The 17,040-nt window shown below is 70.6% G+C and carries 13 protein-coding genes; 7 read left to right on the top strand and 6 right to left on the bottom strand.

Annotated features, from left to right (window positions below; genetic code table 11):
• Nucleotides 1–161 precede the first annotated feature (161 nt).
• On the bottom strand, nt 162–1,673 hold the full coding sequence (locus ACQPYY_RS15935; RefSeq protein ID WP_433594318.1) for a protein kinase domain-containing protein: 1,512 nt from the start codon (nt 1,671–1,673) through the stop codon (nt 162–164).
• Nucleotides 1,674–1,863: 190 nt separating this feature from the next.
• Here ACQPYY_RS15935 and ACQPYY_RS15930 point away from each other — a divergent pair, with 190 nt between their 5' ends.
• The 6 genes from ACQPYY_RS15930 (at nt 1,864) to ACQPYY_RS15905 (ending at nt 10,974) form a co-directional block, all read left to right on the top strand.
• Nucleotides 1,864–2,364 (top strand): gluconokinase, encoded by a 501-nt coding sequence (locus ACQPYY_RS15930; protein WP_433594659.1) that lies wholly within the window; start codon nt 1,864–1,866, stop codon nt 2,362–2,364.
• Between the two features lie 47 nt (nt 2,365–2,411).
• Nucleotides 2,412–3,356: an extracellular catalytic domain type 1 short-chain-length polyhydroxyalkanoate depolymerase gene (locus ACQPYY_RS15925; RefSeq protein ID WP_433594317.1), complete on the top strand. Its 945-nt coding sequence runs from the start codon at nt 2,412–2,414 to the stop codon at nt 3,354–3,356.
• A gap of 141 nt (nt 3,357–3,497) precedes the next feature.
• A complete protein-coding gene (locus ACQPYY_RS15920) occupies nt 3,498–7,397 on the top strand; it encodes a Pls/PosA family non-ribosomal peptide synthetase (RefSeq protein WP_433594316.1) in 3,900 nt (1,299 codons plus the stop codon).
• Nucleotides 7,397–8,752 (top strand): M1 family metallopeptidase, encoded by a 1,356-nt coding sequence (locus tag ACQPYY_RS15915; RefSeq protein WP_433594315.1) that lies wholly within the window; start codon nt 7,397–7,399, stop codon nt 8,750–8,752. Before ACQPYY_RS15920 ends, ACQPYY_RS15915 begins: the two co-directional genes overlap by 1 nt.
• A 227-nt stretch (nt 8,753–8,979) precedes the next feature.
• Nucleotides 8,980–10,614, top strand: a complete 1,635-nt coding sequence (locus tag ACQPYY_RS15910; protein ID WP_433594314.1) for a DEAD/DEAH box helicase — start codon at nt 8,980–8,982, stop codon at nt 10,612–10,614.
• 189 nt (nt 10,615–10,803) lie between these two features.
• Nucleotides 10,804–10,974, top strand: coding sequence for a hypothetical protein (locus ACQPYY_RS15905; protein WP_379098549.1), 171 nt, complete (start codon nt 10,804–10,806; stop codon nt 10,972–10,974).
• Nucleotides 10,975–10,977: 3 nt separating this feature from the next.
• Here ACQPYY_RS15905 and ACQPYY_RS15900 read toward each other — a convergent pair whose 3' ends face one another.
• Entirely contained in the window at nt 10,978–11,835 is an 858-nt protein-coding gene (locus ACQPYY_RS15900; RefSeq protein ID WP_357287815.1) for a phytanoyl-CoA dioxygenase family protein, read from the bottom strand.
• Between the two features lie 42 nt (nt 11,836–11,877).
• Here ACQPYY_RS15900 and ACQPYY_RS15895 point away from each other — a divergent pair, with 42 nt between their 5' ends.
• Nucleotides 11,878–12,453, top strand: coding sequence for a TetR/AcrR family transcriptional regulator (locus ACQPYY_RS15895; protein WP_433594313.1), 576 nt, complete (start codon nt 11,878–11,880; stop codon nt 12,451–12,453).
• A 28-nt stretch (nt 12,454–12,481) separates the two neighbouring features.
• On the opposite strand, the gene ACQPYY_RS15890 is transcribed toward ACQPYY_RS15895, so the two are convergent.
• The 4 genes from ACQPYY_RS15890 to ACQPYY_RS15875 form a co-directional block, all read right to left on the bottom strand.
• On the bottom strand, nt 12,482–13,138 hold the full coding sequence (locus ACQPYY_RS15890; protein ID WP_379098541.1) for an arsenate reductase ArsC: 657 nt from the start codon (nt 13,136–13,138) through the stop codon (nt 12,482–12,484).
• A gap of 255 nt (nt 13,139–13,393) precedes the next feature.
• Nucleotides 13,394–14,365 carry an AraC family transcriptional regulator gene (locus ACQPYY_RS15885; RefSeq protein WP_433594312.1) on the bottom strand — a complete coding sequence of 324 codons (972 nt, stop codon included), beginning with the start codon at nt 14,363–14,365 and terminating at the stop codon, nt 13,394–13,396.
• Nucleotides 14,366–14,605: 240 nt separating this feature from the next.
• The gene (locus tag ACQPYY_RS15880; RefSeq protein ID WP_433594311.1) at nt 14,606–15,313 is read right to left on the bottom strand and encodes a response regulator transcription factor; all 708 of its coding nucleotides are present in this window, start codon (nt 15,311–15,313) and stop codon (nt 14,606–14,608) included.
• A gap of 104 nt (nt 15,314–15,417) precedes the next feature.
• On the bottom strand, nt 15,418–16,980 hold the full coding sequence (locus ACQPYY_RS15875; RefSeq protein WP_433594310.1) for a sensor histidine kinase: 1,563 nt from the start codon (nt 16,978–16,980) through the stop codon (nt 15,418–15,420).
• Nucleotides 16,981–17,040 lie beyond the last annotated feature (60 nt).

Raw genomic sequence — 17,040 nt, 5'->3', positions numbered from 1 at the left:
CCTGTCGTGTCCACGACCGAAACTCCCTATCGACGAACAACTTTCACCGCGCCCCACCGAGCTTTCCCGATCGGGCCACCGCATCGCAGACTAGCAGCCCCGCAGCACACCTACCGATTTTGTGAAACACCAACGGCCGCCGGGACTCCTCGGGCGGGCCGCTATTCCTCGACGATCGAGGTGATCAGGGTGCGGCCGCTGACGGTGCGGGTGGTGACCGTCTGGGTGAACGCGTCCGGCAATTCCCCGGGCCGCTGCTGCATGACCTTGACCGCCCAGTGCTCGTCGTCGCCGGGGGTCATGCGGCCGATCTGCACGCAGTAGCGGGTACCGACCGGCAGCGAATCGATGCCGGTCTGAATGGTCGCCGGGTTGGCCACATTGGAGGCGTCGCCCGCGACGAATTGGCTTGCCACCGAGCCGGAGCGGAGCACGTAGTAGGCGTATTGGAAGGCCAGGATCGCGTCGGGGCCGCTGGCGATGCCGCCCGGATCGGTGCCGGTGACACTGTCGGGGGTGCGGCGGGTCTGGCAGCCGTCGGCGGCCGCGGCGGCGGCCGGGTTGACCGATGTGGCCACCGCAGCCGTACTCGTGCGGGCCGGGGCCGAGGTGCGCGGGCTGGTCGTGGGCGCGGCCGAATCCTTCGAACTCGGTTCCATCAGAGCCGAGAGCAAACCGACCGCGGCGGCCGTGGCGCCGACCGCCACGACGACCGCGAGCACCACCAGCAGGGTGCGTGACCGCGCCCAGGGCTCCGACGCCGGCACTGCGGCGTGCCGGTTCTTGTCGCGCGGGTCCTTCGCCTTGGGCGGCGGAACCGCCGGCGCCGACCGTGATTCGGTGAGCACGCCGCTCACCGCCGCGGACAGTTCGGCGCAGGTGGCGTAGCGGTGGCGGGGGTTCTTCGCCATCGCGCGCGCCAGGATCGGGTCCAGTGCGGCGGGCAGGGCCGGGTTGAGCGCGTGCGGCGCGGGCACGGGGGCCTTGACGTGCCGGTAGATCAGCCGGGGCAGGTCGGTGTCGGCGTACGGGGGTGTGCCGGTGAGCATTTCGAACAGCGTGCAGCCCAGCGAGTACACGTCGGCGCGGCGGTCGACGCGGGCCTCGTCGTTGAAGCGTTCCGGCGCGGTGTACTGGAAGCTCGCGACCACCTCGCCGCGCCCGGTGATGCCGCGGACCTCATGCCTGGATTCGGCGATGCCGAAGTCGGTGAGCAGCGCCCATTCTCGCGGATGCGCGGTGAGCAGGATATTGGCGGGTTTGACATCGCGGTGCAGTACACCCGCGTCGTGCGCGTAGTCGAGGGCGCGCGCGACATCGGCGGTGATGGCGGCGGCGCGGCGCGGTTCCAGGGGCCCGGCCAGCAGTTCGGCCTCCAGGTCCGAACCGTCGACGTAGGCCATGGCCAGCCACAGCCGCCCTTGTTCCTCGCCGCGCGCGTAGATCGTGACGATGTTCGGATGGGTGAGCCGGGCAATGATATTGGCCTCGCGCAGGAATCGCTGCCGGGTCTCGGCGCTGTCTCCCGCCACCACATTGAGCAGCTTCAAGGCGACGAATCGGGGCAGGTCCCGGTCGTGGGCCAGGTACACCTCACCCATTCCGCCGACGCCGAGGAGCCGCTCGACCCGATACCCGGCGAAGGTCACTCCCGGCCGGAGCTGCTCAGCCAAACAATCCTCCCGATTCACCTGCACCGCAGACAATACCGGGACCGATCGGCGGCGGGAGGAACGGTTCGGATCGGATGCGGCGGGGCGCCGGTGCGGCGGGATTTCCGCTGGCTATGGTCGGTGCGACCAGTACCGCACCGATCCGGGAGGCCCATTGACCGCCGCCGCTCGACCACACATCGCGGTGGTGATGGGCGTGGCGGGATCCGGCAAATCCACTGTCGCGAGCATCGTGGCGCGGACGCTGGACTGGGATCTGCTGGAGGGCGACGACCTGCACCCTCCCGCCAATCGCGCGAAGATGGCCGCCGGTCGACCGCTCACCGATGCCGATCGGAGGCCGTGGCTGGCGGCCGTGGCGGAATGGATGTCCGCGGAGTTCACGGCGGGCCGTTCGGGAGTCGTCGCCTGTTCGGCGCTGAAACGCTCCTATCGGGACATCCTGCGCGCCAGCCGCATCGGACGCCCGGACGCGGTCCTCACCTTCGTGCACCTCACGGGCGCCCCAGAAGTACTGCGCGCCCGCCTCCTCGCGCGCACCGGCCATTTCATGCCGCCGGACCTGCTGACCTCGCAGCTCGAGACCCTGGAGCCACCCGGCCCGGACGAGCAGGCGGTCACCCTCGAAATCGATCGTCCGCCAGCCGAAGTCGCCGACGCCGCGCTGGCCGCCCTGCGTCCGCACAGCTGACCCGAAGCTTCAGCTCAGCTTCAGGCCGCGTCTCTACCATCGACGGCGTGTACGCACCGAGAATCGCCGCCGCGGTCCTGCTCTCCACCGTGTTCCTGGCCGCGGGGTGCACGTACCCGCGGGCCCGCGCGGCGGCCGACACGACGGTCACCCTCGAATTCGGCGGCCTGCAACGGCAATACCTCGTCCACTACCCCGCCAACCGCCCGCAGGGCCTGGTGCCCGCGGTCCTCGCCTTCCACGGCGGGGGCGGCACCGCCCGGAACCTGGCGGAGACCTCCGGCTTCGACGAGCTCTCCGACACCGAGGGCTTCATCGCCGTCTACCCCGACGGCTACGAGAAATCTTGGAACGACGGCCGCGGCGCGGACACCAAGGCGGGCGCGGCGGGAATCGACGACGTGGGTTTCGTTGCGGCGGTGATCGACCGGCTCGTCGGCGGTGACGGCGTGGACCCGTCCCGGGTCTATGCCACCGGGATGTCCAACGGCGGCATGTTCACCGAACAGCTCGGCTGCCGGCTGTCGGGGAAACTCGCCGCCATCGCCCCCGTCGCGGGACCGCTCCCCCAGGCGGACGAATCCGGCTGCACGCCCGCCCATCCCCTGCCGGTCCTCGAGATCCACGGCACCGCCGACCCGATCGTCGCTTATGACGGCGGCGTCGTCCGGATCACGTCGGGGCGGCTCGGCGCGGGCACCAGCCCCGTGCTGTCGGTCGACACGACCCAGCAGTGGTGGCGCGAGCGCGACGACTGCTCCGGCGTCACCACCACCCAGCTGCCCCCGCGCACCGACGACGGGACCTCGGTCACGCTGCGGTCCGCCGACTGCCGGAACGGATCCGCGGTGCAGCTCTACACGGTCACCGGCGGCGGTCACACCTGGCCGGGTGGTCAGCAGTACCTGCCCGAGGCCATTGTCGGCAAAGTCACGCGCCAATTCGACGCCGCCGACGTGATCTGGCGATTCTTCGCTCGATTCGCGGCATAACCGCCGGTCGAACACTGGACAACCAGGACTTACCGGTACCGTGGGCCAATGGCCGCCCCACAGTTTGCCTGTCGGTAACTCTCATATGAAACAACCAACGCAGAAGCGCCGGATGGTTCCATGAGAGGTGGGCAGCACGTAATGCCGCGACCGCAGGCCGATATCGAGACAGACGCGAACCCGATGGTGCGGGCCGCCCTCGCGCCGCGAGCCCGCACCCTGGTCGACGTTCTCGCCGCGACCGCCGCGGCCTACCCCGACGCACCCGCCATCGACGACGGCGAGGTGGAACTCGGATACGCGGAGCTGCTCGCGGAGATCGCCGTCGAGGTGGATCGGCTGGCCGCCGCGGGCGTGCGCGCCGGGGACCGGGTCGGGGTCCGGATGCCGTCGGGCACGCGCGGGCTCTACATCACCATTCTGGCCGTCCTGCACGCGGGCGCGGCCTATGTCCCGGTCGACGCCGACGATCCCGACGAGCGCGCCCGGCTGGTGTTCGGCGAGGCCCGGGTGTCGGCCATCGTGACCGCCGCCGGCATCGAAACCACCGGCTTCCCACGGGAATCCGGCGACGCACGGACCCGACCGGCCGCCCCCTCCCCGGCCGACGACGCCTGGATCATCTTCACCTCCGGATCCACCGGCACCCCCAAAGGCGTTGCGGTGACCCATCGCAACGCCGCCGCGTTCGTCGACGCCGAAGCGAACCTGTTCCTCCAGCACGAACCCATCGGCCCCGGCGACCGGGTACTGGCCGGTCTGTCGGTCGCCTTCGACGCCTCCTGCGAGGAGATGTGGCTGGCCTGGCGGCACGGCGCCTGCCTGGTCCCGGCCCCGCGCGCGCTGGTGCGCACCGGCGCGGACCTGGGTCCGTGGCTGGTACGCCGCGAGATCAGCATCGTCTCGACCGTCCCGACGCTGGCCGCCACCTGGCCCGCCGAGGCCCTGGAACCGGTGCGCCTGCTCATCTTCGGCGGCGAGGCGGTCCCGCCCGAGCTGGCCGAACGACTGGCGGGCAACCAGGATTCCGAGCGCGAGGTGTGGAACACCTACGGCCCCACCGAGGCCACCGTGGTGGCGTGCGCGGCACTGCTGGACGGCGGCTTCCCGATCCGCATCGGCCTGCCCCTCGACGGCTGGGACCTGACCGTCGTCGACGCCGCCGGAAACCCCGTGGGCGAGGGCGAATCCGGTGAGCTGGTGATCGGCGGCGTCGGCCTGGCCCGCTACCTCGACCCCGCCAAGGACGCCGAGAAGTACGCCCCGCTGGAATCGGTGGGCTGGGAACGCGCCTACCGCAGCGGCGATCTGGTCCGCAACGACCGCGAGGGCCTGGTGTTCCTGGGCCGCGCCGACGACCAGATCAAACTCGGCGGCCGCCGCATCGAACTCGGCGAGATCGACAACGCGCTGCAGCACCTGCCGGGCGTGACCGGCGCGGCCGCCGCCATCCGGACCACCAAGGCGGGCAACAAGATCCTGGTCGGCTACCTCACCGGCCCCGACGCCAACTACGACCTGACCGCCGCCAGAACCATTCTGGCCGAACAACTTCCGGCTCCCCTGGTGCCGCGCCTGGCCGTTGTCGGGGAACTGCCCACCCGCACCTCCGGCAAGGTCGACCGCGACGCCCTGCCCTGGCCGCTGCCCAAGGCGGTCGCCGCCACCCCCGAGGCCGGGCTCACCGAGACCCAGCGGTGGGTCGCCGGACTGTGGGATTCGATCCTGGGCGCCGAGGTCACCGATCCCGACGCCGACTTCTTCGATCTGGGTGGCGGCTCCCTGGCCGCGGCCCAGCTGGTGGCGGCACTGCGCGAGCGGCATCCGCGGATCGCGGTGGCCGACCTCTACGACCATCCGCGCCTGGGCGCGCTGGCCGCCTTTCTGGACGGCTTCGCCCCGACCGAGACCGTCGAGGAGCGCGTGGTCCGGCCGGTGCCGCTGTCGGCGCAGCTGTTCCAGGTGCTCGCCACGATCCCGCTCACCACCCTCACCGGTCTGCAATGGCTGACCTGGCTGGCCACGGTCGGCAATATCGCCGCCTGGTCGGGCTCGCTGCCGTGGCTGCCGCACCTCTCCTGGTGGTGGACTCTGGCGGCGTTCGTCCTGTTCATCTCCCCGCCCGGCCGGATGGCGCTGTGCGTCGCCGGGTCCCGGCTGCTGCTGCGCGGCGTCGCGGCCGGCACCTACCCGCGCGGTGGTCTCGTGCACCTGCGACTGTGGACGGCCGTGCGGCTGTCGGAGGCCAGCGGCGCGGAGAACCTGTCCGGCGCACCGTGGATGGTGCCGTTCGCCCGAGCGCTCGGCGCGACCGTGGGCACGGGCGTCGACCTGCACACCCTGCCGCCGGTCACCGGCATGCTGCGGCTCGGCGACGGCTGCAGCGTCGAACCCGAGGTCGACCTGGCCGGGTATTGGATCGACGGCGACGTGGTGCACATCGGCCCGATCGAGATCGGTCCCGGCGCGGTGGTCGGGGCGCGGTCGATGCTGCTGCCCGGCACCAAGATCGGCCGCAATGCCGAGATCGCGCCCGGCTCGTCGGTGTCGGGCAAGGTGAAGGCCGAACAGGAGTGGGCGGGCTCGCCCGCGGTGAAAGTCGGCCGGGCCCAGCACCGCTGGCCCGACGCCACGCCCGCGCGCGCCCCACACTGGGTGGCCATCTTCGGCATCACCTCCATGCTGCTGGCCTCGGTGCCGATCCTGGCGCTGGGCAGCGGCGGTCTGCTGATCGCCTGGTGGATTCGCGACACCCAGACGCTGACAGCGGGTTTCGGTCGCGCGTTCGCCATGCTGCCGGTCGCCATGCTGCTGGTCCTGGGCGTGTACGCGACGGTCACCATCGTGTCGGTGCGGCTGCTGGCCATCGGGCTCACCGAGGGCCATCACCCGGTGCGCAGCCGCCAGGGCTGGCAGGCGTGGGCCACCGAACGCCTGCTGGATTCCGCGCGCACCTTCCTGTTCCCGCTCTACGCCAGCCTGCTGACCCCGGTGTGGCTGCGCCTGCTGGGCGCGAAGGTCGGCAAGCGCGTGGAGGTTTCGACCGTGCTGCTGCTGCCGAAGTTCACCGTGGTCGCCGACGGCGCGTTCCTGGCCGACGACACCATGGTCGCCAGTTACGAATTGGGCGGCGGCTGGCTGCGGATCGGTGAGGCCAAGGTCGGCAAGCGGGCCTTCCTCGGCAACTCCGGCATGACCGCGCCGGGCCGTCGCGTCCCCAAGAACGGCCTGGTCGCGGTGCTGTCGGCCGCGCCGTCGAAGGCGAAGGCGGGATCGTCGTGGCTGGGCAGCCCACCCATCCGATTGCGCCGCGCCGCCGAAACCGCCGACACCGCACGCACCTTCGACCCGCCCGCCCGGCTGCGGATCGCCCGCGCGGTGGTGGAGACCTGCCGATTGATCCCGGTGCTGGTGACCTTCGCCATCGGGCTCGGCGTGCTGTTCGCCCTGGCCTGGCTGGCCCAGACCCTCGGTCACCTGCCCACCGCCCTGCTCAGCGGCCTGGTGCTGCTGACCGCGGGCGCGGTCGCGGGCGCGTCCTCGGTCATCGCGAAATGGCTGCTGGTGGGCCGGATCGGCGCCGAGGAGCATCCGCTGTGGAGCTCGTTCGTGTGGCGGAACGAGGTGGCCGACACCTTCGTCGAGCATGTCGCCGCACCGTGGTTCGCGCGGGCAGCCACCGGAACGCCTGTCCTGAATGTCTGGTTGCGTGGACTCGGCGCGAAAATAGGCCGCGGGGTATGGTGCGAATCCTATTGGCTTCCGGAGGCTGACCTGGTGACACTCGGCGACGGCGCGACCGTGGAACGCGGTTGCGTGGTGCAAACCCATCTGTTCCACGACCGCATCATGGCCATGGACACCGTCACCCTCGGCCCCGGCGCCACCCTGGGTCCGCACTGTGTCGCCCTGCCCGCCAGCGTGATCGGCGCGGGCGCCACCATCGGGCCCGCCTCGCTGGTCATGCGGGGCGACAGCGTCCCGCCGTCCACCCGCTGGTGGGGCAACCCGATCGCACCCTGGCCGGACGGGAGCCGCTGATGGTGAATCCGATCGACGAACCCATCGACGATTACCTGCCGCAGAACGGGAATCGCGGCTACCGGGTCTCGCGCTACGACCTCGAACTGGTCTACAAGGTCTCGAGCAACCGGCTCGCCGGGCGCGCCGACATCACGGCGGTGACCACCGGCGCGCGAGATCGCTTCGCGCTGGACCTGTCCCAGGCGCTGTCGGTGTCCAAGGTGCTGGTGAACGGCGCCAAGCCCGCCAAATACGTCCACCAGCGCGGCAAATTGGTGATCACCCCGCGCCAGCGCATCCCGGCGGGCGGCGCGCTGGTACTCACCGTGCAGTACGCGGGCCCGCCCACGCCGGTGCGCGGTCCATGGGGCGAGGTCGGCTGGGAGGAGCTCACCGAGGGGGCCCTGGTGGCCAGCCAGCCCAATGGCGCGGCCTCCTGGTTCCCCTGCGACGACCACCCCAGTTCCAAGGCCAGCTACCGGATCTCGATCACCACCGACTCCCCGTACTACGCGCAGGCCAACGGCACCCTGGTGCGCAAGCAGACCAAGGCCAGCCAGACCACCTGGGTGTACGAGCAGCCCGAACCCATGGCGACCTACCTGGCGACCATCCAGATCGGCCACTACCGCAAACAGCGGATCGACGCGCCGCGCGGATCGGTCCCCATGCAGGCGGTGCTGCCGCCGCGGCTGCGCCTGCCCTTCGAGCACGACTTCGCGCGCCAGCCGCGCATGATGGAGGTCTTCACCGAACTGTTCGGGCCCTACCCGTTCGAGGCGTACACGGTGGTGGTCACCGACGACGACCTCGAGATTCCCATCGAGGCCCAGGGCATTTCGGTGTTCGGCGCGAATCACTGTGACGGGCAACGTGGTTCGGAGCGACTGGTCGCGCACGAGCTGGCGCACCAGTGGTTCGGCAACAGCCTCACCATCCGGCAGTGGCGCGACATCTGGCTGCACGAGGGTTTCGCCTGTTACGCGGAATGGATCTGGTCCGCGGCCTCGGGCGGCCCGTCGGCCGATCAGCTGGCCCGCACCGCGCACCGCAACCTGGCGCGGCTGCCGCAGGACATCCTGCTCGCCGACCCGACCCCGGAGTTCATGTTCGACGACCGGGTCTACAAGCGCGGCGCGCTCACCCTGCACGCCCTGCGCCTGCAGCTGGGCGACTCTGCCTTCTTCGACCTGCTGCGCGCCTGGACCGCGCGGTACCGGCACGCCTCGGTCGGCACCGACGAATTCACCGACCTGGCCGGGCATTACAGCAACCAGACGCTGCGACCGCTCTGGGATGCCTGGCTGCACGCCCGACCGCTGCCGCCGCTGCCCGCACTCCCCGCGTACCGGACCGATTTCGAGGCCGGGTAGACTTCCAGCGAACACGTTGTTGATCATGGCTGTGCCGGTGCGAACCGTCACACCAGCGTCGTAGATCGCTACAACTCCCAAGCAGCCCCCACTGCGCGGCTTAGCTTTCCTTACGGCGATCGATTTTGCCCACTGGCAATCTCGCCACCTTGTGCCCCCGGCGCGGACCCGATGTCCGCCGCACGGCTCGGGCACGCCCCCGATGCCCGAAAGGCACTGCAGCTCCGATGACTTCCGCCCCCACCTCCTTCGCCGCGCTCGGTGTGCACGAGCCGCTGATCCGCGCCCTCACCAGTGCCGGTATCACCGAGCCGTTCCCGATCCAGGCCGACACCCTGCCCGACACCCTGGCCGGGCGCGACGTGCTCGGACGCGGAAAGACCGGCAGCGGAAAGACCTTGGCGTTCTCCATTCCGATGATCGACATGCTGGGCCGGGACCCGCAGCCGTGTGCGCCGAATCACCCCGCCGGGCTGGTCCTCGCGCCGACCCGCGAGTTGGCGACCCAGATCGCGGCCACCCTCGAGCCGCTGGCCGCCGCGTACCGCATGTCGGTGACCACGATCTTCGGTGGCGTGTCCCAGCACCGGCAGGTGCAGGCGCTGAAGAAGGGCGTCGACATCGTCATCGCCTGCCCGGGCCGCCTCGAGGACCTCATGCGGCAGGGCCTGATCAGCCTCGACGATGTCGAGATCACCATCATCGACGAGGCCGACCACATGGCCGACCTGGGCTTCCTGCCCGGTGTCACCCGGATCCTGGCCGCCACCCCGAGCGACGGCCAGCGCCTGCTGTTCTCGGCCACCCTCGACAACGGCGTCAACAAGCTGGTCAACCGGTTCCTGCCCAACGCGGTGAAACACGAAGTCGACGAAGCGAATTCGCCGGTGGCCGCCATGACCCACCATGTGTTCGAGGTGCCCACCAACGACGCCAAGCGCGCGGTCGTGCACCGCCTCGCGTCCGGCACGGAGCGGCGGATCCTGTTCACCCGCACCAAGCATCAGGCCCGCAAGCTGGCCCGCCAGCTCACCACCGCCGGCATCCCGGCCGTGGACCTGCACGGCAACCTGACCCAGCCCGCCCGCGACCGCAATCTGGCGGCCTTCGCCTCCGGCGCGGCCAAGGTCCTGGTCGCCACCGATGTGGCCGCGCGCGGCGTGCACGTGGACGGCGTGGAACTGGTCGTGCACGTCGATCCGCCCGCCGAGCACAAGGCCTACCTGCACCGTTCCGGTCGCACCGCGCGCGCGGGCAATGACGGTGATGTGGTCACCCTGGTGCTGCCCGATCAGCGCGGCGATATGGCCGCGCTCATGCGCAAGGCCAAGATCACCGTCTCCCCGCAGTCGGTGACGCCCGACTCCCCGCAGGTGCGCGAGCTGGTCGGCGAGGTCGCCGCGCTGGTTCCCGTCTCCGGCGGCGATACCGCCCCGGCCCGCGGCGAGGCGGCCGCGGCTCCCGCGCGCGGTACGCGTCAGCCCCGTCAGCGCACCCGCCCCGTGGGCGACAAGCCCGCCGCGCCGCGCCGGCGCACGTCCGGCGGCCGTGGCGACGAGGTGCGCAGCGACCGCCCGGCCGACCGCAAGCACGAGACCGTCAAGGACGGCCGCCCCGGTGGACGCACCGGCGGGCGGGCCTCCGGCAAGCCGCGCACGGCCTCGGGTGCTCCCGCGGCGTCGGGTCACGGCTCCCGCGGCGGCGAGACGGGCGGCAAGCCCGCGTCGCGCGCCCGGTCGGATCGCCGTGCCGCGGCGCCGGCCCGTCAGCGTGACCACGGCCAGAGCGCTTCCGACACCGCGGGCGGCCGCTCCGGGTACCCGCGTACGGGCGGCGCGCCCCGCCGTCGCCGCAACGGCTGACCCCCTCGGCGACACTCGCAGCACGCTCGGCGCGACCGTTCTCCGGTCGCGCCGAGAATGTAACCTTTGTCCGTATCCACACGGCGTGGAATTTCCTACAGTTAACTGAGAGCAAGCAGCAGCCCGCTCCCACGCCGTGAATATGTTTCCACCGCCCCCCGACGTCCGCGCAGGGTGAGGAGAGAAGCAATGGTTACGCACGCCGCCCCACTGAGCGAATCGGTCACGGTCAAATTCGAGCGGGTGGACGAACACCGCTACAAGGTGTCGGTGACGCCGATCGACCGGCTGCAATGGCGAGTGGGGTACGCGCCGGATATGAAAGCCGCCGTGCAGCTGGCTCACGAGCTCGCGAAATAGCCGCTACAGCGCCGGCGCGCCAGGTTCCAGCAGGCGCTTGGGATGCATGCCGTCGACCTGCCCGATGAAGGGCGGATGAATGCTGTAGCCGAGCATCCGGCGAATGTCCTCGGAGACCGCGCGCACGGTATCGCGGGTCATCGACAGGGTGAACGCCTCCTGCGGGCGCAGCCACGGCTCGCAATACTGCGCGGTGAGCGCGAGCCGCGGATTCGCGGACCGATTCGCGCCGCCGCCGTGCCACAGGGTGCCACCGAAGAATACGCAGCTACCGGCCCGCATCACGATCGGTTCCCGCGGCGTGGATTCGTCGGGGAGTTCGTCGCCCCACAAGTGGCTGCCCGGCACCATATCGGTGGCGCCATTATCGGCGGTGAAGTCGTCGATGGCCCAGATGGTCGCCGCCCCCAACGCCTTTCGCGGCCGCGGCAGCGGGTAGAAGCCGTCGTCGGTGTGCAGCATCTGCGCGGCTTCGCCGGGCTGGATATTGATCACCTGCAGCATGGACAGCAGATAGTTGGGCATGAACAGCCGGTCCAGCAGCGCCAGCACGCGCGGGTGGTCGGCGATGCGGTCGCAGGATCGCGTCTTGTTCAGCACGCTGTAGACGCGCTGGGTGGAATGGCCCTCGAAGTTGTTGCGTCCACTCCGATCCAGCAGTGGCGCAACGCTTTCCCGGATCTCGTCGAGTTCGGCCGCCGTCAGCAGGTCGGGCAGGATGACGTAGCCGTCGCGCTCGAGCGCGGCCAGATCCGCGTCGACCACCGCCGGGTCCACGCTCGCGCCGCTGCTGCCGGTGCGCCGATAGGTTCCGGCCAGATCGCCGTCGAGATCCCGTAGCGAGGTCACCTTCGTGCTCATCGGGCCATCCTTTACATAACTGAGTTCTGTTATCCTCCGACTGTGGCACGAGCACCGATCGGACGTCAACAACTTCTCGACGCCGCGCGCGACGAACTGGTCCACGCCAACGGACTGCTCGAGCTGAGCGCGCTGACCCGCCGCACCGGCCTGAGCACCGGCGCGCTCTATCACCACTTCGGCTCGAAAGTCGGTCTGCTGGCGGCGATCTGGGACGACTTCTACGAAGGACTCAGCCGGGCCATCGCCGACGATCGCCTTCCCGACGGCGACTGGGCCACCCGCGAACGCGCCCGCACGCAGTGTTTCGTGGCCTACCACTTCGACCACCCGCTCGCGGCGCTGCTCCTCAATCGCGCCGCCCCCGATCCGGGTCTCACCGAGATCGAGGCCGTCTACATCCGCAATCTCGGTGATGCCGCGGCCGCCAATCTCCGGCGTGGGCAGGCCACCGGCGAGATCCCCGCCGATCTCGACCCCGACAGCGGGGGCGCGTACGTGATCGGCGGTCTACGCCACGGCATCGGCCAGCAGCTGCGCACCCACCCCCGGCCCGCGGTCGACCTGGCCGCGGAACGCCTGTGGCGCTTCACGGCCGCGACGCTGGAGCTGTCCTAGAGTCCGCGCGACACCCGGCGTAAAGACCTCAGGCCGCCAGCCCGAGGTTGGCGACGAGCCGGCGCACCCGCTGCTCGATGTCGTCGCGAATGGCGCGGATCTCCTCGATCCCGCCCCCGGCGGGGTCGGGCAGCGGCCACTGCTCGAACCGATGCCCGCCGATGATCGGGTTGTCGTCACCGCAGCCCATGTCGATCACCACATCGGCGGCCCGCATCAGTTCGTCGGACCACGGCTTCGGGAATTCGTCGGCGATATCCACGCCGCGTTCGGCCATGGCCGCGATCACCAGCGGGTGGATCGCCGCGCTCGGGGCCGAGCCGCACGACCACGCGGCGGCCTGCCGCCCGGCCATGCTGGTGAAGAATCCGAGCGCCATCTGTGAGCGCCCGGCGTTCTGGGTGCAGACGAACAGGACCGTGGGCCCGGTCGGGGCGCCGTGCCCCCGGGTACGGGCCAGGGCGGTGAGCCGCTCGCGGGCGAACCGCTCGGCCAGTACGGGCAGCCGCTCCGCCGGCAGCCCGATGGCCGTGAGATGGTCCAGCGAACCGTCGAGGATGCGCTCGACCGTGCCGCGGTCCGCGGACGGTCCGAACTCGTCCATCAGACGTGCCACCGCGTCGCCCCGCGTCGCCGGTTCCGTGTCGGTGCCGGAAGGCAGGGCGGTGCCGGGATTCTCGTTCACGCTCACTCCCTCCGCTCGAAATTCCAGCGTATCGCTGTTGGCGCCGTCCGGGCCGAACGCCGAACCGGACACGAGACCTGTTAATAGCCACACGCTATCGTCGATCGTCCGCACTCCGCCACCCGCGCACCCGGTCGCCCGACGACTTCGCGGTGAGCGAACGACCACATCGAAGCCGGCAGTGTGACGACGGCCATGGTCCTGGTGCGCCCGCGGCCCCGTCACTCGGATCAGGAGCGGTGTCAACGGCCGCCGCTAGCGCGCTGGGCCGAGCTGGTCGCGGAACTGGCCGGGGGTCAGACCGGTCTCCTCGCGGAAGGCGCGGTAGAAGTGACGGTCGGTGGAGAATCCGCAGGCGGCGGCGACCGCGGCCAGCGAGCGGGTGCGATCGGCGCGAATCAGGCGGCGGGCGTGGGCGATTCGGGTGCGGCGGATCAGCGCGCCCGGCTCACCGAAACCCTCGCACACCCGGTAGAGGGTGCGGCGGGAGAGCAGGCAGGCGTGGGCGATCTCGTCGACCGTCAGGTCCGGATTGGTGAAGTTCTTGCGAATGTAGGCCAGAACCTGCTGACGGGTGTAGAGCGAATCCGACGGGGCGGGGGCGCCGGTACCGGTGGACAGCAGCAGGGCCGAGGCCATCATGCCGGCGGCGTCACCGCCGAATACCGTGACCGCGCGGGCGATGTCGTCGGCGGGGAGTTCGGCCAGATTGCGGAAGAAGCCGGTGACCACGCCGAGGGCTCCGGTGGCGGGGACAGCGGTGGCGGTGGGCAGCTGTTCACGGGTGAGGCCGGAGTGCTCGAGGACCTGCCGCATCGGGGCGCGAATCAGGGTGGATAGGCAATTGTCGGTGGTGCGACTCTCGAGCGGCAGGCCGCTGTCGAAGAATGCGATGGTTCCGGGCTTGGATTCGGCGGTACGGCCGCCCTGCTCGGTCCAATTCGTCCCTTTCAGAACGATATTCACGAGCAGGAAGTCACCGGTGGTCCGCGCCACCATCTTCGGTGTCCGCAGGGCGCGTTGCGCACTGGCCTGCATGCGCGACACCGAGAATCCGTCGTATTGGGTCGATACCACGCGGCCGTGCCAGTGACCGGTGCGCAATGGCTCGATGGCGGTCGGCGCGACCGCGTCCGACATCAGGGCTTCCCACTGTTCGAATGCCTGACGTGGCGAAAGGGCCGAGGATGACGAGACCTCGACGACGCCGGAAACGGCATGGTCCACACAGGCAATCCTCCCACCGCGATGCGCCGGGCAATCCCCTTTTCGCGGGATATCTCGAGGCATGGGAGAGCCGCTCATGAGCAGTGCGGTCGATGTCACGAGGCGTTCGATGCGGAGCGGCGATCCGAGATCTTTGCAGTGCCACAAGGGAGTTCGCACCGAATCCGATTCCGCGGCGTGTCTGCGCGAGCCCGAAAGTCGAGCGGGTCGTCGCCGTTGCGCCGGCCCGGCGACGCGGCGCTAGGGGGAGTCGCGCAGCGTGTATCCGACGCCGCGCACCGTGTGAATCAGTGGCGGATGGTCGGTATCGATCTTGCGCCGCAGCTGGCTGACGAACGTTTCGACCACTCGGTCGGCTCGTCCTTCCTCGGCCTGCCACACACGGTCGAGGATCTGCCGCTTGCTCACCACCTTGCCCGCATTGAGCATCAGGTACTGCAACAGCTTGAATTCGGTGGCGGACAGCCAGATCAGTTCGCCGCCCCGGAACACCCGGTGGGTGTCAGCGTCGAGTTCCAGGTCGGCGAAGCGCAGCCGCTCGGGCGCGTCGTCATCGGCGGGCTTGGTGCGGCGCAGGATGGCGTGCAGACGCAGCACGACTTCCTCGAGGCTGAACGGTTTGCTCACGTAATCGTCGCCGCCGGCGCTGAGTCCGGCGATGCGGTCCTCGACGGCGTCGCGGGCGGTGAGGAACAGCACCGGCACCTCGCTGCCCGCGGCGCGCAGCCTGCGGGCGACGGTGAAACCGTCGAGGTCGGGCAGCATGACGTCGAGGATCATGACGTCGGGCGGCCGCCGGGTCGCGGCTTCCAGCGCGCCCCGGCCGCTGACGGCGGAGCTGACGTCGAACCCGCTCAGCCGCAGTGCGGAACAGAGCAGGTCGAGAATGTACGGCTCGTCGTCGACGACCAGCACGGTCGCCGCCGGGGTCGCGGCGCGATCGCTCACGCTGGTCACCCTAGGCGCTCCCGCACCGGATTCGTGCGCGCACTCGCGCCGCTCTGTGTCATACGGGCCATCCTCGGGGCGGGGCCCACCGGGCAAGCTCGGTGTCAGCTGGGCGTTTCCTGTGAACCGGCGGCCTCGGGTCCGGACTGGTCCGGAAGCGGGAACACCATGCGGAAGAGCGCGCCTGCCCCAGACCGGGTGAGCAGTTCGATCCGCGCGCCGTGCGCGGTCAGCACGGCGGCCACGATGGCCAGTCCCAGCCCGGAACCGCCTGCGCGCGAGCGGGATTCGTCGACCCGATAGAAGCGGTCGAAGACGTGTCCGGCCTGTTCGAGGGGGATGCCGGGGCCGGTGTCGGATATCTCCGCGATCACCGCCGGACCACCCGCCCGCAGGTCGGCCCCGGCGGCGGCGACCACTCCGGCCGCGTCCGGCACGGTGCCCATGGCGATCCGAATGTCGATCTCGGCCGTGGCGGGTGTGTGCACGAGCCCGTTGCCGACCAGGTTGGTTAGCACCTGCCGCAGCCGATGCTCGTCCCCCACCACGCGCACGGCGCCGTCGGGAAGCCGCAGCCGCACAACGCGTTCCGGCTGCCGGGCCAGCGCGTCGCGCACGATGTCCCCGGCGAGGGCGGACAGGTTGACGTCGGTCAGGTCCAGCGGGCGTTGCTCGTCCAGGCGCGCGAGCAGCAGCAGGTCCTCGACCAGCAGTCCCATGCGCGCGGCCTCGTCCTCGATGCGGCGCATCATGGTGGCGACCTGGCCGGTATTCGCGGCGCCGCCCATCCGGTACAGCTCGGCGTACCCGCGGATCGAGGTGAGCGGGGTGCGCAGTTCGTGCGAGGCGTCGGCCACGAACAGCCGCATCCGCGCCTCGGATTCCCCGAGCCGTCGCATGCTGGTCGACAACCGTTCGAGCATCACGTTGAACGCGGCCCCCAGCCGCCCGACCTCGGTGTGATCGTCGGTGTGCTCGACCCGCCGATCCAGATCTCCGGCCGCGATGGCCTCGGCGGTGTGCTCGATCCGCGAGAGCGGCCGCAGCCCGACCCGCACCACCCAGGTCGCCACGGCGGCCATCACCAGCACCAGCACCACTCCGGAGATCACTTCGATGGTCCGCAATTCCCGAGCGGTCGCGTAGTAACCGTCCAAGGGCATGACCACGGCCGCCGTCGCCCCCTGCGGCTGCATCCGGCTCGGCGGCTGCACCACCGTCCGCACCCGCCAGGGCGACCCGTGCGAGTCGTTCACCTCGAAGATCCGGTCGCCGCGCGCGGCGACTGCCGCCTTGTTCATCGCGGGCAACGACAACTCGACGCCACCGACACCGATCTGCCCCGACGGAGCGCCCGTGCTGTCGAAGAACAGGATCTGGAAGGTCGAGGGCAGGTCCTTCACCGGTTCGTCGGGCCGCGGCGGCGGGGGCGGACGGCTCTCGGTGGCCAGATCCCCCGCGACCGCGTTCAACTGTCCATCGATGCGCGCCAATTCGGAGCGGCCGAGCATCGCCTGGGTGAGCACCCCGAACGCGGCCAGCCCCGCCGTGGCGATCACCAGCACCGACACCAGCAGCCGGGTCCGCAGCGTCCACCGCCGCAGCCTGGGGAAACGACGCCCCGCATCGGCGCCGGCGGAGGGGGAGGCGACCGCTCGATCACGCACGAACCCACCTAAACACAGCCCGTCGACGGCCCACGCCGATCTCCCTTCCGCCGCGCCGCC

This window comes from Nocardia sp. CA-145437, from assembly GCF_050956485.1.
Taxonomy (GTDB): Bacteria; Actinomycetota; Actinomycetes; order Mycobacteriales; family Mycobacteriaceae; genus Nocardia.
This window is presented reverse-complemented; position numbering and strand designations above follow the sequence as displayed.